This is a genomic window from Micromonospora sp. NPDC050784, assembly GCF_044456765.1.
GTDB lineage: Bacteria > Actinomycetota > Actinomycetes > Mycobacteriales > Micromonosporaceae > Micromonospora > Micromonospora foliorum.
In genome coordinates, this window is record NZ_JBITGG010000005.1 from 34,780 (window position 1) to 58,143 (window position 23,364).

The 23,364-nt window shown below is 72.7% G+C and carries 26 protein-coding genes; 13 read left to right on the forward strand and 13 right to left on the reverse strand.

The annotated features are described in order from the left end of the window. Nucleotides 1–94 precede the first annotated feature (94 nt). The gene (locus ACIBD9_RS08375; RefSeq protein ID WP_396715735.1) at nucleotides 95–634 is read left to right on the forward strand and encodes a DUF4190 domain-containing protein; all 540 of its coding nucleotides are present in this window, start codon (nucleotides 95–97) and stop codon (nucleotides 632–634) included. Between the two features lie 24 nt (nucleotides 635–658). Here the strand turns inward: ACIBD9_RS08375 and ACIBD9_RS08380 are convergent, their stop codons facing one another. After that, complete coding sequence (locus ACIBD9_RS08380; protein WP_387172479.1) at nucleotides 659–1,564, reverse strand: SDR family NAD(P)-dependent oxidoreductase; 906 nt, start codon at nucleotides 1,562–1,564, stop codon at nucleotides 659–661. A 118-nt stretch (nucleotides 1,565–1,682) separates the two neighbouring features. Between ACIBD9_RS08380 and ACIBD9_RS08385 the strand changes: the two genes are divergently transcribed. Beyond that, the gene (locus ACIBD9_RS08385; protein ID WP_396715737.1) at nucleotides 1,683–2,222 is read left to right on the forward strand and encodes a DUF4190 domain-containing protein; all 540 of its coding nucleotides are present in this window, start codon (nucleotides 1,683–1,685) and stop codon (nucleotides 2,220–2,222) included. Between the two features lie 75 nt (nucleotides 2,223–2,297). On the opposite strand, the gene ACIBD9_RS08390 is transcribed toward ACIBD9_RS08385, so the two are convergent. Then, the gene (locus tag ACIBD9_RS08390) at nucleotides 2,298–3,254 is read right to left on the reverse strand and encodes an HpcH/HpaI aldolase/citrate lyase family protein (RefSeq protein WP_396715739.1); all 957 of its coding nucleotides are present in this window, start codon (nucleotides 3,252–3,254) and stop codon (nucleotides 2,298–2,300) included. A gap of 128 nt (nucleotides 3,255–3,382) precedes the next feature. Between ACIBD9_RS08390 and ACIBD9_RS08395 the strand changes: the two genes are divergently transcribed. Then, nucleotides 3,383–4,207, forward strand: coding sequence for an SDR family NAD(P)-dependent oxidoreductase (locus ACIBD9_RS08395; RefSeq protein WP_396716175.1), 825 nt, complete (start codon nucleotides 3,383–3,385; stop codon nucleotides 4,205–4,207). A gap of 96 nt (nucleotides 4,208–4,303) precedes the next feature. Here the strand turns inward: ACIBD9_RS08395 and ACIBD9_RS08400 are convergent, their stop codons facing one another. After that, on the reverse strand, nucleotides 4,304–5,248 hold the full coding sequence (locus ACIBD9_RS08400; protein ID WP_396715741.1) for a DMT family transporter: 945 nt from the start codon (nucleotides 5,246–5,248) through the stop codon (nucleotides 4,304–4,306). A gap of 106 nt (nucleotides 5,249–5,354) precedes the next feature. Between ACIBD9_RS08400 and ACIBD9_RS08405 the strand changes: the two genes are divergently transcribed. Beyond that, nucleotides 5,355–6,074: an HAD family hydrolase gene (locus ACIBD9_RS08405; RefSeq protein ID WP_396715743.1), complete on the forward strand. Its 720-nt coding sequence runs from the start codon at nucleotides 5,355–5,357 to the stop codon at nucleotides 6,072–6,074. An 8-nt stretch (nucleotides 6,075–6,082) separates the two neighbouring features. On the opposite strand, the gene ACIBD9_RS08410 is transcribed toward ACIBD9_RS08405, so the two are convergent. Beyond that, entirely contained in the window at nucleotides 6,083–6,613 is a 531-nt protein-coding gene (locus tag ACIBD9_RS08410; protein WP_396715745.1) for a hypothetical protein, read from the reverse strand. Nucleotides 6,614–6,625: 12 nt separating this feature from the next. Next, a complete protein-coding gene (locus tag ACIBD9_RS08415; protein WP_396715747.1) occupies nucleotides 6,626–7,495 on the reverse strand; it encodes a PhzF family phenazine biosynthesis protein in 870 nt (289 codons plus the stop codon). Nucleotides 7,496–7,528: 33 nt separating this feature from the next. On the opposite strand from ACIBD9_RS08415, the gene ACIBD9_RS08420 reads away from it, so the two are divergent. The 3 genes from ACIBD9_RS08420 (at nucleotide 7,529) to ACIBD9_RS08430 (ending at nucleotide 10,683) form a co-directional block, all read left to right on the forward strand. Beyond that, complete coding sequence (locus ACIBD9_RS08420) at nucleotides 7,529–8,815, forward strand: magnesium transporter MgtE N-terminal domain-containing protein (protein WP_396715749.1); 1,287 nt, start codon at nucleotides 7,529–7,531, stop codon at nucleotides 8,813–8,815. After that, nucleotides 8,808–9,458 carry a DUF1003 domain-containing protein gene (locus ACIBD9_RS08425; RefSeq protein ID WP_396715751.1) on the forward strand — a complete coding sequence of 217 codons (651 nt, stop codon included), beginning with the start codon at nucleotides 8,808–8,810 and terminating at the stop codon, nucleotides 9,456–9,458. Before ACIBD9_RS08420 ends, ACIBD9_RS08425 begins: the two co-directional genes overlap by 8 nt. Nucleotides 9,459–9,534: 76 nt before the next feature. After that, on the forward strand, nucleotides 9,535–10,683 hold the full coding sequence (locus tag ACIBD9_RS08430) for an Mrp/NBP35 family ATP-binding protein (RefSeq protein ID WP_396715753.1): 1,149 nt from the start codon (nucleotides 9,535–9,537) through the stop codon (nucleotides 10,681–10,683). A gap of 156 nt (nucleotides 10,684–10,839) precedes the next feature. Here ACIBD9_RS08430 and ACIBD9_RS08435 read toward each other — a convergent pair whose 3' ends face one another. Then, nucleotides 10,840–11,262 carry a preprotein translocase subunit TatB gene (locus tag ACIBD9_RS08435; RefSeq protein WP_196920926.1) on the reverse strand — a complete coding sequence of 141 codons (423 nt, stop codon included), beginning with the start codon at nucleotides 11,260–11,262 and terminating at the stop codon, nucleotides 10,840–10,842. A 76-nt stretch (nucleotides 11,263–11,338) separates the two neighbouring features. After that, nucleotides 11,339–12,841 (reverse strand): trypsin-like peptidase domain-containing protein, encoded by a 1,503-nt coding sequence (locus ACIBD9_RS08440; protein WP_396716177.1) that lies wholly within the window; start codon nucleotides 12,839–12,841, stop codon nucleotides 11,339–11,341. A 173-nt stretch (nucleotides 12,842–13,014) separates the two neighbouring features. Here ACIBD9_RS08440 and ACIBD9_RS08445 point away from each other — a divergent pair, with 173 nt between their 5' ends. Beyond that, nucleotides 13,015–13,710 (forward strand): O-methyltransferase, encoded by a 696-nt coding sequence (locus ACIBD9_RS08445; RefSeq protein ID WP_396715756.1) that lies wholly within the window; start codon nucleotides 13,015–13,017, stop codon nucleotides 13,708–13,710. A 54-nt stretch (nucleotides 13,711–13,764) separates the two neighbouring features. Here the strand turns inward: ACIBD9_RS08445 and ACIBD9_RS08450 are convergent, their stop codons facing one another. After that, the gene (locus ACIBD9_RS08450; RefSeq protein WP_396715758.1) at nucleotides 13,765–15,240 is read right to left on the reverse strand and encodes a leucyl aminopeptidase family protein; all 1,476 of its coding nucleotides are present in this window, start codon (nucleotides 15,238–15,240) and stop codon (nucleotides 13,765–13,767) included. Nucleotides 15,241–15,386: 146 nt separating this feature from the next. Continuing rightward, nucleotides 15,387–15,554: a DUF3117 domain-containing protein gene (locus tag ACIBD9_RS08455; RefSeq protein WP_007455245.1), complete on the reverse strand. Its 168-nt coding sequence runs from the start codon at nucleotides 15,552–15,554 to the stop codon at nucleotides 15,387–15,389. A gap of 190 nt (nucleotides 15,555–15,744) precedes the next feature. On the opposite strand from ACIBD9_RS08455, the gene ACIBD9_RS08460 reads away from it, so the two are divergent. From ACIBD9_RS08460 to ACIBD9_RS08475, 4 genes are read left to right on the forward strand one after another with little or no spacing between them, the layout of a single operon-like run. Next, nucleotides 15,745–16,563 (forward strand): PaaX family transcriptional regulator C-terminal domain-containing protein, encoded by an 819-nt coding sequence (locus ACIBD9_RS08460; RefSeq protein ID WP_091394799.1) that lies wholly within the window; start codon nucleotides 15,745–15,747, stop codon nucleotides 16,561–16,563. A 4-nt stretch (nucleotides 16,564–16,567) separates the two neighbouring features. Then, complete coding sequence (locus tag ACIBD9_RS08465; RefSeq protein WP_396715761.1) at nucleotides 16,568–17,359, forward strand: enoyl-CoA hydratase-related protein; 792 nt, start codon at nucleotides 16,568–16,570, stop codon at nucleotides 17,357–17,359. Between the two features lie 59 nt (nucleotides 17,360–17,418). Then, complete coding sequence (locus ACIBD9_RS08470; RefSeq protein ID WP_396715763.1) at nucleotides 17,419–18,717, forward strand: DUF1800 family protein; 1,299 nt, start codon at nucleotides 17,419–17,421, stop codon at nucleotides 18,715–18,717. A 14-nt stretch (nucleotides 18,718–18,731) separates the two neighbouring features. Continuing rightward, a complete protein-coding gene (locus ACIBD9_RS08475; protein ID WP_396715765.1) occupies nucleotides 18,732–19,973 on the forward strand; it encodes a DUF1501 domain-containing protein in 1,242 nt (413 codons plus the stop codon). Here ACIBD9_RS08475 and ACIBD9_RS08480 read toward each other — a convergent pair. Next, entirely contained in the window at nucleotides 19,970–20,593 is a 624-nt protein-coding gene (locus tag ACIBD9_RS08480) for a hypothetical protein (RefSeq protein ID WP_396715767.1), read from the reverse strand. The genes ACIBD9_RS08475 and ACIBD9_RS08480 overlap by 4 nt on opposite strands. A gap of 13 nt (nucleotides 20,594–20,606) precedes the next feature. Continuing rightward, on the reverse strand, nucleotides 20,607–21,188 hold the full coding sequence (locus ACIBD9_RS08485; protein WP_396715769.1) for a DNA-3-methyladenine glycosylase I: 582 nt from the start codon (nucleotides 21,186–21,188) through the stop codon (nucleotides 20,607–20,609). Between the two features lie 113 nt (nucleotides 21,189–21,301). Here ACIBD9_RS08485 and ACIBD9_RS08490 point away from each other — a divergent pair, with 113 nt between their 5' ends. Then, entirely contained in the window at nucleotides 21,302–22,222 is a 921-nt protein-coding gene (locus tag ACIBD9_RS08490; RefSeq protein WP_396715771.1) for a sterol desaturase family protein, read from the forward strand. Here the strand turns inward: ACIBD9_RS08490 and ACIBD9_RS08495 are convergent. Together ACIBD9_RS08495 and ACIBD9_RS08500 are read right to left on the reverse strand one after the other, a co-directional pair. Next, nucleotides 22,167–22,664, reverse strand: coding sequence for an SRPBCC family protein (locus ACIBD9_RS08495; protein WP_396715773.1), 498 nt, complete (start codon nucleotides 22,662–22,664; stop codon nucleotides 22,167–22,169). The two genes, ACIBD9_RS08490 and ACIBD9_RS08495, sit on opposite strands and share 56 nt — an antisense overlap. Next, the gene (locus ACIBD9_RS08500) at nucleotides 22,661–23,290 is read right to left on the reverse strand and encodes a DivIVA domain-containing protein (protein WP_396715775.1); all 630 of its coding nucleotides are present in this window, start codon (nucleotides 23,288–23,290) and stop codon (nucleotides 22,661–22,663) included. The genes ACIBD9_RS08495 and ACIBD9_RS08500 overlap by 4 nt, the downstream gene beginning before the upstream one ends. Nucleotides 23,291–23,364: the final 74 nt, after the last annotated feature.

Genomic DNA, 23,364 nt, shown 5'->3' on the forward strand with positions numbered 1-23,364 from the left:
TGACCAGTCCACACAACCGCTGTGAAAAGGTTCACCGCTGCGGGTAGCGTCCGGCAAGAGGGACTTTTCCGGCACCGGCAGGAGGAGGACAGCTGTGAGCTACCCGCCGCCGTCGGGACCGCCCGAGGACGAGCCGCCGCCGTCACCCTACGAGCCACCGAAGGACCAGTCGCCGTACGCGCCACCGCCGGCCGGCCAGCCACCGTACGCGCCGCAGCCGGACCAGCCGGCGTACGAGCTGCCAGCGGAACGCTCACCGTACGGGCCACCGGCCGGCGAACCGTCGCCGTACGGCCACCAGGGGCCGCAGCAGTCGGCGCACTGGAGTCAGCAGCCGCCGTACCCCCCGCAGGGCCCCTACGGCCAGTACGGCCCACCGCCGTCCGGGCCGGGTCGGGGCACCAACGTGCTGGCGATCCTGTCGCTGGTGTTCGCCTTCGTGTTTCCGCCGGCCGGCGCCGTCCTCGGGCACGTGGCCAAGCGGCAGATCCGCACCAGCGGCGAGGAGGGCGACCAGCTCGCGACCTGGGGGCTGATCCTGGGCTACGTCTTCACCGGGCTCACCGTGCTGGCCTGCTGTGGCTGGCTGGCGCTGGTGGCCTTTGGCAACACCAACGACACCGGCGGCTACTGACCGACGCCGGTGCGGACCGCGCGGTCAGCGGAAGCGGGCCTCGCGGACGCTGTTGCCGCCGTCGACCACCAGCATTTGGCCGGTGATGTACGAGGCGGCCGGCGAGCAGAGGAAGCTGATCGCCGCGGCGACCTCGTCCGGCGTGCCCGGTCGCCCCACCGGCGTGCCCAGCCCCTGCTTGATCTCGGCCATGGTGGACGCCGCGGTGTAGATGGTGCCGGGTGCCACCGCGTTGACGGTCACACCGTCGGCGATCATCTCCATGGCCAGGGCCCGGGTCAGCCCGACGACCCCGGCCTTCGCCGCGGCGTACGCGGCCTCGGTGGGCAGGGCGTTGACCGGGCCGGCCGTGGCCGCCAGGTTGACGATCCGACCCCAGCCGCGCTCGGCCATCCCGCCGATGAACGCCCGGCTGCACAGGAACGCGGTGGAGAGGTTGCGGTCGATCTCACCGCGCCACTCGTCGTAGGTCAGCTGCGCCACCGGCCGCAGCACGCCCTGGCTGGCCCGACTGGCCAGGCCGGCGTTGTTGACCAGCACCTCGACGTCGCCCAACTGCTCGGCGACCGCATCGGCCAGCGCGCCGACCTCGGACTCGTCGGTCAGGTCCGCGACGAAGCCGGTGACACCCAGCTCGGTCGCCCGCTCATGGATGCGCCGGGTGGTGGAGACGATGGCCACCCGAGCGCCCAGGTCCGCGAGTCGCCGGGCGGTGGCGTACCCGATGCCGTCCGGGCTGCCCGCCCCGGTGACCAGGGCGACCCGCCCGTCGAGGCGCATGGTGACCGGGTCGGCGAGCGCGACCGGCTCGTCGGGGCCAGGGCTGCCCGCCGGGGCGGCCGTCCGGGCGCGCCGGGCCGCACCCGGACGGCTGACGTCCCGTCGGGGTCGGCTGCCGGAGCGGTCCGCGGCGCGCGCGTCGTATGCCATGCCAGGGATCCTGCCCGTTACGACCGGCCCGAGCAACGCGGCACCCGGAAGCGGGGGCGTCGGGTTTGGGTAGCGCTGGCTACCCTGTCTCCGCACCCCGACCTGACGGAGAGTTCGCATGACAAATCCCCCGCCGCCCGGCAACTGGACCGATCCCACGTGGTCGGCCCAGCCGTCGAGCCCCGCACCCGACCCGACCCTGGTGGCCGGCCAGCCGGTCCCCCCGCAACCGGGCCCGGTCGACCCGTACGCGCCGACCAACCCGTACGCCCCGGCCGACCCGTACGCCGGAGCGCAGCCGCCAGCGACCCAGCCGATGCCCGGGTACGCCCCGCCCGGCTACGCCCCGCAGGGCTACCCGCCGCAGTACCCCGGCTACGGCTACCCGCAGCCGCCGAAGACCAACGGGATGGCCATCGCGGCGTTCGTACTGGCCCTGCTCGGTTTCACGTCCTGCATCACCGCGCCGGTCGGCGCGATCCTCGGGCACGTCGCGCAGAAGCAGATCCGGCTCAGCGGCGAGGGCGGTGCGGGGATGGCGAAGGCCGCCATCATCGTCGGCTGGATTCTCACCGGGTTCCTGGTGCTGGTGATCGCCGGCTACGCCGCCGCGATCATCTACGCGATCACGACGGGCGACAACAGCAGCAGCTACTGACCGGCGTGCGGGCCGGCGTACCGTCGAGTGTCGAGCCGGATCGACGGCCGGCGGCGGTCGTCCCGGCCCGGCCGGTCACTGCGCCGGTGGGGTGAACGACGAGGTACGGCTCATCCCGGCGGCCCGGCCCTTGGCGGCGACCACGAGCGCCATCTTGCGGGACGCTTCGTCGATCATCTCGTCGCCGAGCATCACGGCGCCGAGACGGCCGCCGGCCTCGGAGGTGTAGTGCTCGTACGCGTCGAGGATCAACTCGGCGTGGTCGTAGTCGGCCTGCTCCGGCTGGTAGACCTCGTTGGCGGCGTCGATCTGGCCCGGGTGCAGCACCCACTTGCCGTCGAAGCCCAGCGCGGCCGAGCGCTTGGCCACCTCACGGAACGCGTCGACGTCGCGGATCTGCAGGAAGGGGCCGTCGATGGCCTGCTTGTCGTGCATCCGCGCGGCCATCAGGATCCGCATCAGGATGTAGTGGTACGGGTCGCCCGGGTAGTCCGGGATCAAGCCGCCGACGACCATCGACTTCATGTTGATCGACGCCATGAAGTCGGCCGGGCCGAAGATGATGGTCTCCACGCGCGGCGAGGCGGCGGCGATCGCGTCCACGTTGACCAGACCGGCGGCGTTCTCGATCTGCGCCTCGATGCCGATCCGGCCGACCTCCAGGCCGATCGTCTTCTCGATCTGGGTGAGCGTCAGGTCCAGCCAATGCACCTGGGCGGCGGTCTGCACCTTCGGCAGCATGATGCAGTCCAGGTTGGCGCCGGCGCCCTCGACGACCTCGATGACGTCCCGGTAGGTCCACGGGGTGGTCAGGTCGTTGACCCGGACCACCCGGGTCTTGCCGGCCCAGTCACCCTCGTTGAGGACGGCCACGATGTTCTTGCGGGCGTCCGCTTTGGCCAGTGGGGCGACGGCGTCCTCCAGGTCGAGGAAGACCTGGTCGGCCGGAAGCCCCTGGGCCTTGCCGAGCATCTTCACGCTGGAACCCGGCACGGCGAGGCAGGACCTGCGGGGGCGACCGACTGCGGCCATCAATGCGCTCCTTCCAGCGTCCGGCGGGCATGCCGACGCCACCTGACGACAGATCCGGGACCTTAACGATCCCAAAGGGCGTTGTGACGTCACGGTAACCTCGCGCCATGACCGGGGTGAATGGACCTGTGGAAGATCTCACTGGGCGCCGACTGGTGGTGGTGACCGGGGCCAGCTCCGGCATCGGGCTGGCGGCCGCCGTGCACCTGGCCTGCCGTGGTGACCAGGTGGTGCTGGTCGGGCGGGACCCGGCCCGGCTACAGGCCGCAGCCGAACGGGTACGGGAAAGCTCCGGTGAGCGTCCGGAGCTGTTCCGGGCCGACTTCGCGATCCTCGACGACGTACGCCGACTGGCCGAGCAGCTCCGGGGCGCGTACGACCGGATCGACGTGCTCGCCAACAACGCCGGCGCGATCGCGTTGCAACCGCTGAGCACCGTCGACGGCTTCGAGATGTCGATCCAGGCCAACCACCTGGCCCCGTTCCTGCTGACCAACCTGCTCGCCGACCGGGTGGGCCGGGTCGTGGTGACCGCCTCCGGCGCGCACCGCTTCGGCGCACTCGACCCGGACGACCTGAACAAACCACTGCGTGACTACCGGCCAATGGGCGCGTACGGCACCAGCAAGCAGGCGAACATCCTGTTCACCGCCGAGGCCGCCCGCCGCTGGCCGGACACCTCCGCGTACAGCTTTCACCCCGGGATGGTCCGCACCCGGTTCGCCAACGACAGCAGGCTGGTCGCGTTCGGTATGCGTTTCCTGCCGTTCCGCAGCCCGGAGAAGGGCGCCGAGACCCTGGTGTGGCTGGCCAACCAGGACCGCTCCCGGCTCATCAACGGGGGTTACTACGCCGACCGCCGGCCGCGTAGGCCGCTCCGGAAGGCGTCCGACCCGCAGCTCGCCGCCCGGCTCTGGGCGGCGAGCGCCAAGGCCGTCGGTCTCGATGGCTGACCGGGCGGCCCTGCGTACCGCCCTCGGCGACGCCGCCCCGACGACCCGGGTCATCGAGGTGTACGAAAGCTAACCCGCCGGGCGGGTGTCGCGCGGTCAGTCGGCCAGCGGGGTCGGGTCGGCCGGCAGGGCGCTGGGCTCGCTCCGCCGGCCGCCGAGCACCACCACCGCCACCCCGGCCAGCAGCAACGCCATCCCGAGCAGCGCGTACGGGCGGGGCACCTGGCCCAGCCAGGCCCAGCCGAGCAGGGCCGCGCCGGGCGCCTCCAGCAGGATCAGCACGCTCACCGTGGTCGCCGGGATCTTCCGCAGGGCGTAGTTGAACATCGAGTGCCCGAGCAGTTGGGCGCCGGCCACCAGGGCCAGGATGGCCAGCCAGGTACGCCCCTCGAAGCCGGTCAGCCGCACGCCGCCGACCAGGCACAGGGCCAGCAGGATCAGCGCGCAGATCCCGTAGCAGATGGTGGTGTAGGTGGTGGTGCTGATGCTGCTCCGCGCCCGTTCCCCGAACGCGGTGTAGACGGCGGCGAACAGGGCGCCGATCAGCGCCAGCACGTCACCGAGGACGGCCCGGCCGGAGACCCCCACGTCCACTCCGGTGGCGACCGCCGCGCCGCCGACCGCGACCGCGATGCCGATCCACACCACCCGGGGCAGCGGACGCCCCTGGGCGCGGGCGATCAACCCCTGCCAGACCGGCTGGGTGGCGACCAGGGCGGTGGACGTGGCGACCGAGGTGAGCTGGGCGCTCGGCACCCAGGTGGCGAAGTGTCCGGCCAGGGCGACCCCGGACAACACGCAGAACAGTCCCTCCCGCCGGCCCGCGCCCACGGTCAGCCTGCGGAACTCGGCCCGACGCCGAACCAGCGCGAAGGGGCTCAGCACGGCCACCGCGAGCAGGTTGCGCCAGAACGCGATGGCCAGCGCGGGGGCGACGGCGTACGCGATCAGCGGCGCGGACGACGACACGGCTACCACGGCCAGCCCGACCGCTCCGGTGGTCAGCGGATCCAGGGTCGGCCGGTGTGAAGGTGGGGGCACGGGACGTAATCCTCACACGTATGACACTCAGCACGGACGGTCATCACTCCGTTACGATCACGCGGTTCCGCGCCGGCGACACTCGACCGCCCGGAGGCGTTCCCCCATGCCCAGCTACCAGGCGGTGCTGTTCGACTTCTTCGGCACCCTGACCCGTTCGGTGCAGCGCGGTGCCGCGCACCTCGGCACCGCCGAGTTGCTCGGGTGCCACACCGACACGCTGACCGAGGTGCTGGACCGCACCTACTACGAACGGGCCACCGGCCTGCTCGGCAACGCGGAGGCGACCCTGCGCTGGGTGTGCGCCCAGGTTGGCGTACACCCCAGTGACCATGCGGTGCGAGCGGCGGTGGCGTCCCGGCACCGGGCGGTGCGCGCGGACACCTGGCTGCGGGCCGACGCGGTGCCGGTGCTGGCGGCCCTGCGCCAGCGCGGCCTGCGCACCGGCGTGATCAGCGACTGTACGCACGAACTGCCGGCCTTCCTGCCGCAGCTCGCGGTCGCCCCCCTGCTCGACGTCCGGGTCTTCTCGGTGCAGGTCGGGCGGTGCAAACCGGATCCGACGCTCTACCTCACGGCCTGCCAGCGGCTCGGGCTCGCGCCGGACGACTGCCTCTACGTGGGTGACGGCGGCAGCCAGGAGTTGACCGGCGCCGAGCGGGCCGGGATGACCGCCGTCCGGCTCGCCGCACCGGATCTGGCCACGCACCTGGTGTTCAACGCCGACCGGGACTGGCGCGGCCGGACGCTCGGCACCCTGGGCGAGGTGCTCGCCCTCGTCGACGCCGACGCCGCGGTGGCGGGCGTCGGCGGCTGGGCGGGCTGATCGACTGATCAGCGGCGGCGGACCCGGTGCAGGCGGAACGGCTTGCGGGTGGCCCGGACCGCCGGAGTCGGCCGGGGCGGTTCGGCCTGCGCGTCGGCCGGCAACTCGGCGCCGGCCAGCGGCGTACCGGCCGGGGCGAGTCGGTTCACCGCGCATCCGTCGGCGGCCCACCGGGCCACCAGATCGGCGGTCGGACCGGGCGCGTTGAGGCGCTTCGCCGCGACCAGCGGCGCGGTGACGTCCCACGCCTCGGTGCCCGGCTGCAACCGGCTCACCCGGGCCGGCCAGGTGACGATCCGCCCGCCGTGGTCGCCGCGCAGGGTCACCTGGGCCTCGGTCGCGTCGGCCAGGCCCGGTGCGGCCTGCTCGCCCGGCCCGCTGACCACCAGGAGCGAGCCCTCCAGCGGAGCGCACCAGAGCGCCAGCGCCGGCCCGCCGGCAACGCTCACCCAGGCCACGGCGGCCTTCTTCATCGCCTCGTCGACCAGTGGGGTGCCCCCGGGGGCGTCCTCGTCCGTCACACCCGCATCCTCCCGCATCGGCGTCTCCGCTCAGCCCACGAACGGCGGCACGGCGATCTCGCCCCGGGCCACCGGCATCACTTGGCCGGCGACCGTCGCGCCGATCGCCGCCCCGTTCGCCGCGGTGACCGTGCAGGCCAACGCGGACGGGCGGTTCATCTCCACGCCCTGACGGACCGCGTACTCCGACCGCCCTTCGCCGGGCAACAGACCACTCGCCACCAGCCAGACACCGAGGCCTAGCGCCGCCGAACCGGTCGCCGGGTCCTCCGGAATGCCGATCCCCGGCACGAAGACCCGGGCGTGCGCGGTTTGCGTGGCCGCGTCCCAGGAGAAGACGCTGACGTGCGACACCCCGTACCGCTGCGCCGCCGCCGGGTTCACCCGGGCGCGGGCCACCGACTCCGGACGCACCGGCAGGTACGGGAACTCCAGCCCACAGCCGGCGACGCGTGGGGCGGGCCCGAAGTGGTCGTCGGCGACCAGCCCGGCGATCTCCAACAACGGCTCCGGGTCCAGTTCCGGCCCGAGGGTCGGGGTGCCACCGGTCAGCGTCGCCCCGGACCCGGTCACCTCGATCGGCAGCACACCGGCCTGACACTCCTGGGTGACCTGCCCCACACCGAACATGCCCCGCCGGCACGCGGTGACCGCCGCGCCGACGCTGGGGTGCCCGGCGAACGGCAACTCCTCCACCGGAGTGAAGATCCTGGCCCGGTAGGTGCTGCCCACCTGCGTCGGCGGCAGCACGAACACCGTCTCGGAGAGGTTGAACTCCAGCGCGAGCGCCTGCATCTGCGCGGTGGCCAGCGCCTCCGCGCCGAACACCACGGCCAGCGGGTTGCCGGCGAAGGGGCGATCGGTGAAGACGTCCACGATCTCGTAGGCCAAGGTCGACATGTTGATAAACACTAGGCGCTTAGGCTGGTGTCCGTGAGTACGCCGACCCGGGTCTACATCGCCCGTCTCGCCGGAGTCGCCGTCTTCGACCCGAACGGTGATCAGGTGGGACGGGTTCGTGACGCCGTGGCACGGCTCCGGGCGACGAAGCGTCCGCCGGAGGTGGTGGGCCTCGTCGCCGAGATGCCGATGCGTCGTCGGATCTTCCTGTCGATCAACCGGATCACCTCCATCGACGCCGACGCCGTCGTGCTCGGCTCCGGCACCCTCAACCTGCGCCGGTTCGAGAAGCGCCCGAACGAGCTGCTGGTGCTCCAGGAGCTGCTCGACCGGCGGGTGCAACTCGACCCGGGCGGTCAGCCCGGCGCGGTCGTGGACGTCGCGATGGAGTGCACCCGGGGCGGCGAGTGGTCGCTGACCCGCGTCGCCGTACGCGAGCAGACCGGTCGACTCAGCCGCCGCGGCCACCTGCACCAGGTCGAGTGGGACCGGGTGCGCGGGCTCAGCGGCATCGCCGACAACCGGGGTACGGCGAACCTGCTCGCCGTACTGGAGGACATGCGCCCCGCCGACCTGGCCAACGCGTTGCAGGATCTGCCCGACGCGCGGCGTAACGAGGTCGCGGCCGCGCTGGACGACGAGCGGCTGGCCGACGTGCTCAGCGAGCTGCCGGAGCACGATCAGGTGGAGATCCTCGCCGCCCTCGACCGGGAGCGGGCCGCCGACGTCCTGGAGGAGATGGACCCGGACGACGCCGCGGACCTGCTCAACGAGCTGCCCCCACCCGAGCAGGACGTGCTGCTGGACCTGATGGAGCCGGACGAAGCCGACCCGGTACGCCAACTGCTGAAGTACACCCCGGGCACGGCGGGCAGTGTGATGACCTCGGAGCCGGTCATCCTGCCGCCGGACGCCACCGTCGCCGAGGCGCTGGCCCGGATCCGGGAGCCGCAGCTCTCCCCCGCCGTCGCCGCGCAGGTCTTCGTGACCCGGGCACCGCAGAACACGCCGACCGGCCGCTACCTGGGCATGGTGCACTTCCAGGCACTGCTGCGCGAACCCCCGGCCGACCTGCTGGGCAAGGTGGTGGTCAACGACATCGACCCGCTGCGCCCCACCACCCCGCTGCCGGAGATCACCCGCCGGATGGCCACCTACGACCTGGTCGCCATGCCGGTGATCGACCGCAACAACCGGCTCGTCGGCGCCGTGACGGTGGACGACGTGCTGGACCACTCCCTACCCCGGGACTGGCGGGACCGCGACGCCCTGGCCGCCCCGGGCGCCACCGACACCGCGCTGGACGGCGCGGATGGCTGACCAGCGGCGGACGGAGCGTCTCGACCAGCCACGCGAGCCCCGGGGCGTCAAGCTGCCCCGGTTCGACGCGGAGGCGTTCGGTCGGTGGTCCGAGGGCATCGCCCGGGGCATGGGCACCGCGAACTTCATCGTCGTCATGACGGTGGTGATCACGATCTGGTTCGTCTGGAACACGTTGGCCCCGGCGAACCTGCGCTTCGACCCGTACACCTTCACGTTCTTGACCCTGGTGCTGTCGTTGCAGGCCAGCTACGCGGCCCCGCTGATCCTGCTGGCGCAGAACCGGCAGGCCGACCGGGACCGGGTGGCCCTCGAGGAGGACCGGCGGCGAGCCACCGCGCAGAAGGCGGACACCGAGTACCTGGCCCGGGAGATCGCGGCTCTGCGGATCGCGCTGGGTGAGGTCGCCACCCGCGACTTCCTCCGCTCCGAGCTGGCCCGGCTGGCCGAGGAACTGGACGAGGTGGGGCAACGCCGGCAACGACTGGAGCGCCGCCAGCAGGAGAAGGACAGCCGGCAGGAGCGACGTGGCCAACGGCCGACCGACGGCGTCGGCCTGGACGAACCCCGCGACGACCTGGACGGCGACTTCACCCGGGACGCCCGGCCGGACGGCACCGGCCCGCGCCGGTCAGAGGGCTGACCGGCGGGTCATCGATTGGCTCACACCGCACCGGGCAACGGCGGCAGCGGATGCCCCGCGACGTAGCATTGCGGGCATGTCAGCACCCGTGAGCACCGTCGAGGACGCGATCCAGGCCGCCCTGGCCACCGTCAACGACCCGGAGATCCGCCGGCCCATCACCGAGCTGGGCATGGTCCGCTCCGCCACGATCGGTGCCAGCGGTGTCGTCCGCGTCGAACTGCTGCTCACCGTCGCCGGCTGCCCGCTGAAGGACAAGCTGCGTACGGACATCACCACCGCCCTGGCCGCGGTGCCCGGCGTCACCGGCGTGGAGATCGACTTTGGGGTGATGACCCCCGAGCAGCGGCAGTCGTTGCAGTCGCAGTTGCGCGGCGGCGGCGCCACCGAGGAGCCCGTCATCCCGTTCGCCCAGCCCGGCTCGCGCACCCGCGTGTACGCGGTGGCCAGCGGCAAGGGTGGCGTCGGCAAGTCCAGCGTGACCGTCAACCTGGCGGCGGCGCTCGCCGCCCGTGGGCTCTCCGTCGGGGTGGTCGACGCCGACATCTACGGCCACTCGGTGCCCCGGATGCTCGGCACGGAGGCCCGGCCCACCCGGGTCGAAGACATGATCATGCCGCCGCAGTCGCACGGCGTGAAGGTGATCTCCATTGGCATGTTCACGTCCGGCAACGCCGCCGTCGTGTGGCGCGGCCCGATGCTGCACCGGGCGTTGCAGCAGTTCCTGGCCGACGTCTACTGGGGCGACCTGGACGTGCTCCTGCTCGACCTGCCCCCGGGCACGGGTGACGTGGCCATCTCGCTGGCTCAGCTGCTGCCCAACTCGGAGATCCTGATCGTCACCACACCGCAGACCGCTGCCGCCGAGGTGGCGGAACGGGCCGGTGCGATCGCCCTGCAGACCCACCAGCGGGTGGTCGGCGTCATCGAGAACATGTCCTGGCTGGAATTGCCGGACGGCTCCCGGATGGAGATCTTCGGCTCCGGCGGCGGCACGGCCGTGGCCGAGTCGCTGAGCCGGACCATCGGCGCGCAGGTGCCGCTGCTCGGTCAGATCCCACTGGACACCCGGGTCCGTGAGGCCGGCGACGCCGGCAACCCGATCGTGCTGGCCGAGCCGGAGTCCCCGGCCGCGAAGGCACTCGGCACGATCGCCGACCGGCTCGCGCTGCGCCGCGAGTCACTGCTCGGCAAGCCGCTCGGCCTCAAGCCCGCCGGCCGCTGACCACCCCGAACACGTCAGCCCGCCGGCCGCTCCTGGCCGGCGGGCTGAATCACGTTGGTGAGTAGTCCAGGCAGGCCGCCACGACGTGGTTGACCGGCCGACTTCCTGCGACGCGAGTTGATCAGCGCCGGGTCCGGCGGGTACTGACCGGGTCGGTCAGGTGGCGTCGTCGTAGCTGGCGCGGGGGGCCGGGGCCGAGGGAGTGCTGGTGGCCGTGCCGGAGCGGGCCTCGTTCGACCGCAGGTCGGCGGCGTTGGCCACGTCCTTCAGGTCGTTGTGCACGCCGCTGACGTCCGCGCGCAGGTTGTCGTAGACGCCCTGCAACGGCTTGCGGATCGCCGCCTCGTCCTCCTCGCTGAGGAGGTGCTTGCGGATGAACGCCTTCGGGTGCAGGTCTTCCAGCTGGATGTCGGTGCCCAGCTCGCGGCTCAGGTCGCCGGTGGCGTTGCGGGCCATGTTGCGCAGGTTGCGCACCAACCGCAGGCCATCGGTGATCACGGCGGGGAGCCGGTCGCCGAAGATCAGCAGCGCCAGGAGCAGCAGCGCACCGATCTCCCACCAGTTCAGGTTGTCGAGCATCCCGCGGGCCTCCTCTCGGCGTCAGCAGCAAGACTACGCACGCCGAGCGGCTTTCGGGCAGGGGGTGCGCAGCTGTTCACTTCGCGTCCGCCGCGAGGGTTACCGAGGTGTTCTGCCGGGCGGAGCCCCGCCGATACTCGACGGTCACCACCGAGCCTGGCGCGTACTTGCGGACCAACGCGGTCAGATCGGTCGGCTCGGTCATCGGCCGCCCATTGATCTTGAGGATCACGTCGCCGACCTTCAACCCGGCACCGTCCGCGGGGCCGGACGGCTCCACCTCGGCCAGCCGCAGGCCACCCCCGACAACTCCGGTCGGGCCGTCCGCCCGGGCACCGATCACCGTACGACGGGCCTTGCCGGTGCCGATGATGTCCTGGGTCACCCGCTTGGCCTGGTTGATCGGGATGGCGAAGGCGAGCCCGATGTTGCCCGCCTCCTGCCCCTCGGCGACAAGCGACTTGATGGTGGAGTTCACCCCGACCACCCGGCCGGCGCCGTCGACCAGTGGACCGCCCGAGTTGCCGTGGTTGACCGCGGCGTCGGTCTGGATGGCCGCGTAGTACCGCACCGGACCGCCCGGCTCGCCGGCCTGCATCGTCCGGTCCAGAGCACTCACGATGCCGGCGGTGACCGTGTTGGCCAGCGACAGCGGCGAGCCGATGGCGAGCACGGGGTCGCCGACCGCCAGCGCGTCGGAGTCGCCGAACTCCACAGGTCGCAGCCCGGGGCGACTCACCTTGATCACCGCGATGTCCGACTCCGGGTCCTGCCCGACGATGGTCGCCGGCGCGGTGCTGCCGTCGTTGAAGACCACCGAGGCCTTGCCGGTGCCGCCGGCCACCACGTGGTCATTGGTGATCACATGGCCGTCGGCGGTGGCGATGAACCCGGAGCCCTCACTCGTCCCGCCGAGGCTGCTCACCCGCACGGTGACCACGCTGGGCAGGACCCGTTCGGCGACCCCGGCCAGCGACTCCGGTTTGCGCTGCGCCAGCGCCGGCACCTCCGCGGGCGCACCACCGAGGACCGCCGCGCCAGCGCCGCCGCGTACCGCGAACGCGTAGCCCAGCGCACCGCCGAGGGTGCCGGCCAGGAGCGCGGTGATCACCGGGATGAGCAACAGGTGGCGCAGCGTCGGCCGGCCCGGCGCGTCGGGGTCGGTGACCGGCTCGGGCTCGGTGCCGGGAGCCACCACCCCGGGCACCACCACCGCGGTCGGTGCCGCCGGGTCGCGCCAGGGGTCGGCGAGCGCGTCCGACCACCAGGGCGACGCCTCGGCCGAGTTGGGCCCACCCGCAGCCGAAGTCGGCCAGCCCGGCGTCGGCCCGCCGGAAGACCCCGGCCAGCCCGGTGTCGGCCCGACCGGAGACGCCGGCCAGCCCGGTGTCGGAGGGCCGGAAGACGCCGGCCAGCCCGGCGTCGGTCCGCTGCCTGGCGAGGGGAGGGGCGTGCGGTCAGCCCCCGGCGTGGTCGGCGGCCCCACCGACGGGGCTCCTGCCCCGGGCGGTCGCGCCGGAGCCGGAGTCTCACCGCCCCGGCGCCAGTCCCAGCCGTCGGTCACGTCGGTGCCTCCCAGTCCGTCCCCGGATCCCGCGCCGCGTCGCCCGGCCACGGGCCGGTCTGGTCGCGGCTGACGGGATACCGCCTCCAGGATTGCACGGATGTACGCGGTGCAGTCAGCGGTTGCCCCGGTGATCGCTTCCGGCGGAGGCGCGGCTGCGCCCCACGACGGTCGCCTCTACGCTCACAATGCCAACCCGCCCCCGCACCACGCACCGCCCCCGGAGGTGCCCCATCGCCACGGTCGCCGGTTCCGGCAGTTCGACGACTCAGGCTCAGCACTTCGCCGAGTCGTACGTCACCGAGGATCTCGTTCTGCGTACCGCCCGCAGCCTGGCCCGGGAGGTGGGCCTCGACGCGGTCACCCCTGGCGCGGGAGCCGCGCTGCGGCTGCTGGCCGCCGCCGGCAATGCCCGTGCGGTGGTGGAGATCGGCACCGGCACCGGGGTCAGCGGCGTCTGGTTGCTGCGCGGCATGCGCGCCGACGGTGTGCTCACCACCATCGACGTGGAGGTGGAGCACCAGCGGATCGCCCGGCGGATCTTCGCCGAGGCGGGCTTCGCGGCCGGGCGCACGCGGATCATCACCGGTCGGGCGCTCGACGTGCTGCCCCGGCTCGCCGACGGCGCGTACGACCTGGTCTTCGTGGACGCGGAGGCGACCGGCTTCCATGCCTGTGTGGAGGCGGCGCTGCGGCTGTTGCGCCCGGGGGGCGTGCTGGCGCTCAACGGCGTGCTGGCCAGCGACCGGATCGGCGACCCGGCCGCCCGGGACGCGGAGACGGTGACGGTTCGCGAGACGATCAAGGCGGTCCGGGAGTCGGAGCACTGGATCCCCGCCCTGCTTCCGGTCGGGCACGGGCTGCTCGCCGCGGTGAAGTGCTGACCGGTGCCCAGGACGGGTCGAAGCCTCGGTCGAGCCGAGGCTTCGACTCCCGCACTAGTTGACGTCGGCGAGCCAGCGCAGCAACGACCGGACACCCCAGCCGGTGGCGCCTCGGCTGACCTCGGCCTGGTCGCCGTCGGCCCAGGACGGGGCGGACATGTCCAGGTGCAGCCAGCGGTCCCGTAGTTCGCCGGTGAACTCGCGTAGGTAGAGCGCGGCCAGCACCGAGCCGGCACCCTGCGCCGGCGCGCTGTAGAGGTCGGCGATCTCGCTGCCGAGGTATTCGACGTAGTCGGTGTGCAGCGGCATCCGCCACGCCGACTCGCCGGCCGCCTCGGCCGCCGCCAGCACGCCGGCGGCCAGTTCGTCGTTCTCGCTGTACAGCGCGGCGGTGCGCTTGCCCAGCGCCACCGAGTTCGCGCCGGTGAGCGTGGCCAGGTCCAGCAGCAGGTCCGGTTTGAGCTGCTGCACCGCGTACGCCAGCGCGTCGGCGAGGACCAGCCGACCCTCGGCGTCGGAGTTGGTCGTCTCGCTGGTCGTGCCGCCGTAGTGCCGGATGACGTCGCCGGGGCGGAACGCCGAGCCGCTGACCATGTTCTCGGCGAGCGGGGCCAGCGTGGTGATCCGGACCGGCAGCCGCAGCGCGGCGGCGCCCAGGGTGGCGGCGACGACCGCGGCCGCGCCGGCCATGTCCTTGCGCATCAGCTTCATCGACGCCACCGGCTTGATCGAGATGCCGCCGGTGTCGAAGGTGATGCCCTTGCCGATCAGCACCACGTGGGTGCGCGCGTCGGCGGGGTGCCAGTCCAGTTCGACGAGTCGGGGTCCGCTGGCGGAGCCTCCGCCCACGGCGAGGATCCCGCCGAAGCCCTCTGTGGTCAGCTCGGCCGGACCACGAACCCGCAGCCGCAGGTCCGGAAGATCGGCTGCGGCGGAGGCCACCTGGTCGGCGAACCACTGGGGGGTCTTCACCGACGACGGGGTGTTGGTCAGGTCCCGGGCGAGATGGGTCATCGCGGCCGTGGTCCGGGCCGTGGTGACGGTGTCCTCGTACCCGGTCGGGTCGGCGATCAGCAGATCGACGCTGGTGAGCGCCGGTCGGTCGCCGGCCTCGGTGAGTCGGAACCGGTACGGGGCGAGCAGCAGCCCCTCGCTCAGCCCGCGAACCGCGGCCGGGGTCAGCGCGGCCGGCAGCGCGATGGTGATATGCGTCTCAGCTGCGGCGGAGCGGGCCAGGGCCGCGCCGGCCGTCCGCCAGGCCGCCTCGTCGCCGTCACCGATGCCGAGCAGCAGCAGCCGACCGGGGGTACGCCCGGGGCGCAGCTGGGTGTGGATCTCGCCGGCTCGGCCCGTCAGCCGGGCCGCTGACACCAGCGCGGTCGACTCGTCGGCCGTGCCGTCCGGGGCCGCCACGGCGGTCGACACGGGCTCGGCCGAGGTGTCACCCTCCGCCGCCGGATCGGCGGGACGGACGGGCAGGACGAGGACGTCGAGCCGGTCGGGCTCGGCGATCAGGCGGATGGCGAGCACGCGGAACCGTACCTCCAGGAAAGTGTCGCGGACGGCGGCGAACCCACCTGCCCGCAGCGTTGAAGACCCTGAGCCACCGGCGATCCCGGTGGCTCAGGGTCCGACGAACGTTCCGGGCGGCGTGAGCCGCCCGGAGCACTCCTTACTCAGCCGGCCGCTGCCTTCAGTGCGTCACCGAGCGCGTTGGCCTCGTCGGGAGTCATCTCGACGACGAGCCGGCCACCGCCCTCCAGCGGGACCCGCATGACGATGCCCCGCCCCTCCTTGGTGACTTCCAGCGGACCGTCGCCCGTCCGCGGCTTCATCGCCGCCATGTTGTCTCCCCTCAGACCTACACCAGGGTCGGTGGGTTGCCCCACAGCCACTTCGTCACGACCACCCGCAACGGTCACGGGGGTGTCGACCAACGATTTTCCCTGATGAACACCGCCGGACCCAAACCGGAGCAGCATTGATGTAACAGCATCTAGCTTATCTTGAGAAGGCCTGTCACAATGTGCGGTCATGCAGGCACGGTCGGCACTCTTCGACCTGTACGGCGACCACCTCCGTCCGAGGGGTGGCCGGGCACCGGTTGCTGCCCTGGTCAAGCTACTGGCGCCGCTGGGAATCGCACCGCCGGCAGTTCGCACCGCCGTGTCCCGGATGGTGCGTCAGGGCTGGCTCGAACCACTCCGATTGGTCTCCGGACCGGGGTATTCGATCACACCGAAAGCCGCCCGGCGACTCGACGAGGCAGCGGCCCGGATCTACCGGACCGGCCGGGTCACCTGGGACGGGCGGTTCGATCTGCTGGTGTTGGAGGCCCCGGGCTCCCGGCGGGACCGCCAGCGGCTCGCCGCCAACCTGAGCTTCCTCGGCTACGGGACGCTCGACGAGCAGACCTGGGTAGCCACCCGCCCCGCCGAGGATGTCGACCTGCTCCTCGCCGAGACCGGCATCCGGTTCGAGCGGTTCACCGCCTCGCACTTCTCCGGCACCCCCGGCGCGATGGGCGTGGTCCGACGAGCGTGGAACCTGGCCGAGATCGGCCGCGCCTACGAGCGGTTCGTCGCGGACCAGCGCCCGCTGCTCGCGGCGGTCACCGTGCGCAGCAGCGACGAGGAGGCGTACGCGACGCGGTTCCGCCTCGTGCACGCGTGGCGTACGTTCCTCTTCCAGGACCCGCAGCTGCCCCCGGCGCTGCTGCCCGAGCGGTGGCCTGGCACCGCCGCGGCCAGTTTCTTCGACCGGCACGCGGCCCGTCTGCGTCCGGCCGCCGACCGGTACGTCGAACAGTGCCTCGACGCCGGCAACCGCATCGTCCGACAGAAGGGTCGTTAGACACGTGACCGAGCCGCTGCTGGTCGACCGGACCGATGCCGTCGTCACCCTCACGCTGAACCGGCCGAACGCCATGAACTCGCTCGACGTGGCGCTCAAGGAGGCGCTGCGGGACGCCCTGGCGGAGCTGGAGACCGACCGGTCCTGCCGCGCGGTCGTCCTGGCCGGGGCCGGCGGGTCGTTCTGCGCCGGGCAGGACCTGCGCGAGCACGTGGCCACCCTGGAGCACTCCGCCAGTGACCCGTTGGGCACCGTGCGGGCGCACTACAACCCGATCGCCGCCCGGCTCGCCAACCTGCCCAAGCCGGTGATCGCCGCGGTCCGTGGGATGGCCGCCGGGGCGGGCGCCTCGCTGGCGTTCCTGGCCGACATCCGCATCGGCGGTCCGACCACCAATTTCTTGATGGCCTTCGCCAAGGTCGGTCTCGCCGCCGACACCGGCGCCTCCTGGACGTTGCCCCGACTGGTCGGGCACGCCAAGGCGGTGGAGCTGCTGATGCTGGCCGAGCCGGTCCGCGCCGAGGAGGCCTGCCGGTTGGGCCTGCTCAACCGGTTGACGGACGACGACGAGCAGGTGTTGCCCGTCGCCCAGGAGTTGGCCGCCCGCCTCGCCGCCGGCCCGACCGTCGCGTACGGGGCGATCAAGCGGCAGCTCTCGATCGCCGACGCGGGCACCCTCGCCGACGCCCTCGCCGCCGAGGCGCAGGCCCAGTCGATCTGCGGCGCCACCGCCGACCACCGGGCGGCCACCCTCGCCTTCGTCGGCAAGCAGAAACCGGTCTTCGAGGGACGCTGAACGCGATCCGGACGCCGCCCTTACCGTCCTCGAACACGGGCCGCCTAGCGTCGGCCGGTATGAGCGATCGTGAAGCGGTGGCGCACCTGCTGCGCCGGGCCACCTTCGGGCCGACCGCCGACGAGGTGGACGCGGCCGAGCGGGCCGGGCCGGCGGCGACCCTGGACCGCCTGCTCACCCCACCCTCGACGGACAAGGGTGCGGCGGCCACGCCGATCCCCACCCTGCCCCCCGACCCGTACGCCGGGCTGACCAAGGATTCCACCCGCGAGCAGCGGCAGCAGGCCAACGCGGAGCGCCGCAAGCAACTCCAGCAGGTCACCGAGTGGTGGCTGGACCGGATGGTGGCCGCCGAGGACGGGCTGACCGAGAAGTTGCTCTTCTTCTGGCACGGCCACTGGGCCACCAGCGCGCAGAAGGTCAAGTCGGCGCGGCTGATGGTGGGCCAGTTGGAGACGCTGCGCCGGCACGGTCGTGGGCCACTGGGACCGCTGGTCGCCGCGATGGTGCGCGACCCCGCCCTGATCGTCTGGCTGGACGGGCAGAAGAACACCCGCAAGGCGCCGAACGAGAATCTGGCCCGCGAGCTGATGGAGCTGTTCACCCTCGGCATCGGCGCCTACAGCGAGGCCGACGTGAAGGCCGGCGCGCGGGCACTGACCGGCTGGGTGGTCGACAGGCGTACCGGTGTGGCCAGCTTCGAAGCCAAGCGGCACGACCCGGGCGAGAAGAGCATCCTCGGGCAGAGCGGCCGGTTCGACGCCGAGGCGTACGCCGGTCTGCTGGCCGCCCAACCGGCGGCGGCGACCTTCGTGGCCGGGCGGCTCTGGTTCCGCTACGCCGGCACCGAGACCCCGGCACCGGACGGCCTGGCCGGCGCGGACACCATCGCGACTCTGCGCGCGCTCTTCTCCGCCCCGGCCTTCGCGCAGACCCGGGGCACGCTGGTGAAGCAGCCGGTGGAGTGGCTGGTCGGTGCGCTACGGCAGCTCGGCATCCGGCCGTCGGCGCTGCCCGAGCAGCAGCGCAAGCAACTGCTGGCCGGTCTGAACGCGCTGGACCAGGTGCCGCTGCGCCCACCGAGCGTGGGCGGTTGGCCGGCCGGAGCCGCCTGGCTGACCACCTCGTCGTTGCAGGCCCGACTGCGGACGGCCGGGGTGCTCGCCGCCGCCACGGCGCCGGCGGTGCTGGCCCGGCTGACCGCCGCGCCCACTGCCGGCCGACCTGACGCGCTGGCCCGACTGCTGGTGGTCGACGGCTGGGGCGCACGCACCCGGGCGGCTCTCACCCCGCTGGCCGGTGAGCCCCGCAAGCTGCTGGCCGCCGGCCTGGTCAGCCCCGAATACACAGTCAGCTGAGCGGAGGAGTCGACATGGACACTGTGACCCGACGTAGGTTCCTGCTGACCAGCGGGGTGGTCGGCGCGGGTGCGCTGGCCGCCGGGGCCGGGGCGTACAGCCTGCGGGACCTGTTGGACACCAGCGGGGACCGCGACCCGCAGTCCCGCACGCTGGTGCTGGTGACCCTCTACGGCGGCAACGACGGGCTCAACACGGTCATCCCGTACGGCGACCCGGCCTACCGGGCGGCCCGCCCCGAGCTGGCCTACCCGGACGGGGAGGTGCGGCGGTTGGACGACACCTTCGGCCTCAACCCGGCGCTGGCCGGCCTGCACCAGCGCTGGTCCACCGGTGGGCTGGCAATCGTGCGCGGGGTCGGCTACCCGAAGCCGGACCGCAGCCACTTCCGGTCGATGGACATCTGGCACACCGCGCAACCGGACCGGCCGGGCAACACCGGCTGGCTCGGGCGGTGGCTGGATCGGGCCGGTGGCGACCCCCGGCTGGCGGTCTCCTTCGAGCCGGCGCTCCCGCCGCTGCTGGCCGGGGCACAGAGCGCCGGCGCGGCCGTGCCGGTGGCCGACCGGAAGGCCGCCAAGGGACTGCCCGCGGAGACGCTTACCGCGTTCGCCGCCGCGGAGGCGGGCGAGTCGGCGGCCCGGGGTCGGGCCGCCGCCTGCTTCGCCGACCTACGGTCGGTGGACGAGATGATCCGCCAGGTACGCGACTCCGCCGACCCGGACACGGCGGACCCGGACGGCGAGCAGGCCCCTGCGACGGCCACCGGCGGGGCACACACACCACTGGACGCGCAGCTCGATCTGGTCGCGCAGTGCGTCGAGGCGGGAGTATCCACCCGGGCCTTCTCGGTGTCCCTGGGTGGCTTCGACACCCACGCCGACGAGAAGCAGTTGCAGGCCGTCCTGCTGGGTCAGCTGGACCGGGCGTTGACCGGGTTCGCCGACCGGATGAGTCGCACCGAGGCGGGCCGGAAGGTGGTGGTGGCGGTCTACTCCGAGTTCGGCCGTCGGGTCCGGGCCAACGCCTCGGACGGCACCGACCACGGCACCGCCTCGGACGTGCTGCTGCTCGGCGCGGGCGTCCGGGGCGGCTGGCACGGCGAACCGCCGAGCCTCACCGACCTCGACGACGGCGACCTGAAATACACCACCGATTTCCGGGACGTCTACGCCACGCTGCTGGAGCGGGTGCTGGACACCGACCCGGGCCCGGTCCTCGCCGACTGGCGGGGACGAGTGGACAAACTCTTCTAGTCGTCCTCTTCCGGGTCCTGGTTGGCCTGCTCGCCCAGCACGAACGCCTGCATGGCCAGCTCGTCACCGGCCGGCGAGACGAAGGCGGGCAGCTCACGCGGCCCCAACTCCTGCACGTAGGACCAGAACAGCCGGACCGCCTCGGCGGGCGTGCCGGCCTCGATCGGCAGGTCCAGGCTGACCAGCCAGGTGCGCCGCGCCGGGGGCGGGCCGAGCTGGTCGGCCAGCGCCCGGAAGGCCGCCGGCTCCAGTGCGGTGACCGGCCCGTCGAGCGTCAGCAGGTCGGCCGGCACCGGCTCGTCGAAGGCCCGCCGGGTGTACGCGACGACGAGCGTCCCCGGCTCGACCGGGGACTGCGGGTCGTCCGGGTCCTCACGGTGGCGTTGGCCCGGCGCGCCGACCCGGCCGAGAGCCACCAGCCGTGGCGGCCCGTCGACCAGCACGGCCACCTGGTCGCCCGGCCCCGGCCGGGAGACGTCGGTCAGCCCGGTCAGCTCCAGCGTGTCGTGGTGCACGAGCCGCTCGGCCTCGTACCGCTCGGCGGGCAGCAGCACCGCCCAGGCGCCCACCCCGTCGGCGTTGCCGGCCGCGCCGGCCCGGTGCGCGGTCTCGGTCGTCATGCCTGCCATCTCATCACGCCGCCGCTGGGAGGGTGACGTGACAGCCGACGATGTGATCGTCGACCATTCCGGTGGCCTGCATCAGCGCGTACGCGGTGGTCGGGCCGACGAACCGGAAGCCGCGCTTCTTGAGCGCCTTGGCCATCGCCGTCGACTCCGGGGTGATCGGCGCCAGCTCGGCGAACGAGGCGGGGCGAGCTGGCCGGGGCTCCGGTGCGAAGGACCAGAGCAGCGCGGACAGGCCCTCGGGCAGCTCCAGGGCGGCGCGGGCGTTGGCGATCGCCGCCTCGATCTTGGCCCGGTTGCGGACGATGCCGGCGTCGGCGAGCAGCCGCGTCACGTCGGCGTCGTCGTAGCGGGCGACGGTCGGGATGTGGAACTCGTCGAAGGCCAGCCGGAACGCCGGACGCTTGCGCAGGATGGTCAGCCAGGACAACCCGGACTGGAAGGCCTCCAGCGTCATCCGCTCGTAGAGCGCGTCGTCGCCGCGCAGCGGCCGCCCCCACTCGATGTCGTGGTAGATGGCGTAGTCGGGGGTGCTCGACCCCCAGGCGCAGCGAGCCAGCCCATCGGCGCCGATCACCAGGTCAGTCACCTCGTACACGCTAGGGCATCCGTCCGACACCCCATTGCCACCGGCCGCCCGGCTGCCTATGGTGCTTGTTACCGACCGGTAGGTCGAGGTCACCCAACGGTGCGCCCCGACCGGTGACGGCGAGCGGAGGCCGCGCGGTGAAGGAGTTCCCGGACGTCATCGCCTGGTCGATCCCGGCCTTCGTGCTGCTCATCGTGTTGGAGCGGGTCTCCTACCTGCTGCACCGCGACGACGACGAGGTCGGCTACGGCGGCGCCGACACCGCGACCAGCCTGACGATGGGGCTGGGCAGCGTCCTCGCCGACCTGCTCTGGAAGGTGCCGATCGCCGCCGCGTACGCGCTGCTCTACGCGCTCACCCCGCTGCGGGTCGCCGAGCTGTGGTGGACCTGGCCGCTGATCCTGCTCGCGCAGGACTTCTGCTACTACTGGTCGCACCGCGGTCACCACGTGATCCGCATCCTCTGGGCCTCGCACGTGGTGCACCACTCGTCGCAGCGGTTCAACCTCTCCACCGCACTGCGCCAGCCGTGGACCGGCCTGACCAGTTGGGTGTTCTACGTCCCGCTGATCGTGGCCGGCGTCCACCCGGCCGTGGTCGCGTTCTGCGGCTCGGTCAACCTGCTCTACCAGTTCTGGATCCACACCGAGCGGATCGAGAAGATGCCGCGCTGGTACGAGGCGGTGTTCAACACCCCGTCGCACCACCGGGTGCATCACGCGTCGCAGGGCAGCTACCTGGACCGCAACTTCGGCGGCATCCTGATCGTCTGGGACCGCCTCTTCGGCTCGTTCGCGCCGGAACGGGAGCGCTGCGTGTACGGCCTGACCAAGAACGTCGGCAGCTACAACCCGGTCCGGGTGGCCTTCCACGAGTACGCCTCGATCGCACGCGACCTGCGCGCTGCGGTGACCTGGCGGCACCGGGCCGGGCACCTCTTCCGCGCGCCGGGTTGGCAGCCGGCACCGGGCCGCACAGTCAGGGCAGCCGACCCTGCTCGACCAGACGGGCAAACCTCTTCAGCGCCTGGGTGAGGCCGACCTTGGAGCCGGGCCAGAGCACCGGCCAGGCCAGTCGACCGGCCCGCCCGCCCGGCAGGTGGAACCACTCGTGCCAGACGACCTGGGTGCGGTCCCGGCCCAGTTGGGTGCAGCGCAGCACCCCCGGGCCGCGTAGCAACTGGCCGTGGTGCACGACGCCGATCTCGTACGGCTCGTCGACCCGGACCACCAGCATCTCGTCGCGCAGTGTCGCCCGGCCGAGTGCGGTCACCGCCTCGATCCGGCTGCCCTCGCGCCCGTCGCCCTCGACCACGCGGACGCGGGTGAACGGGATCCAGTCGGACTGACGTTCCCAGGCGAGCAACGCGGCGAAGACCCGCTCCGCCGGGGCGTCGACGATCACCGTGGCGGTCACCTCACCGGCACCGGGTCGGGCCGCCTCCCGAAGATCGTCGGCGCCCTCCGGCTCGGTCACGCCGACTCCGACCGAACCACCGCGTCGCGCTGTTCGGTGCCGGCGGCGGGCGCGCCGGTGGTCTGCTCACCATCGGTCGACTCGTCGTCGGTGGGCTTGGCTGCAGGTGCCACACCATCGGAATCCGCCGAGGACGAGGTGGCGGCGGGCAACGGGCCGGGGGTCGTCGAGCCGACCGGGGCCGAGCCCGCCTCGCCGGCCAGCGGCACGTCTTTACCCGGCTCGGCTGCCTCGCCCGGCTCCGCCGCGGCCGCGGTCGTCACCTTGGTGGCGGACTGCTCGCGGGCCTGGCGTAGCACGTCCGCGTCGTCGGTGCGCCCCTCACGCAAGGCGATGACCTCCGACTCCAGTACGCCGATCAGCTCGGACTTGTAACCGATGTCGTAGGCGGCACGGCGCATCGCCTTATCGACCTGGTCCATCCGGTACCCGCGCAACGCGGTGTCGAAACGGACCGCCCCCACGTCCGATTCGCGCAACGGGCGGGTGCCCGGCAACGCCACAGCCTGCGAATCCGGCTCGGCCGGCGCCAGGCCGGGATCACGGCCGCTGACCAGCACCGTCACGCCGAAGATCACCGCCGCGACGGTCAACGCCACGACCAGGAGGAGCAGAAGCTGACCCATGCACTGATCGTGGCATGGCAGCCGGCCCGGAGCGACCCCGCCACCCGCCCCGATCACGATCGGCACCGACGCCC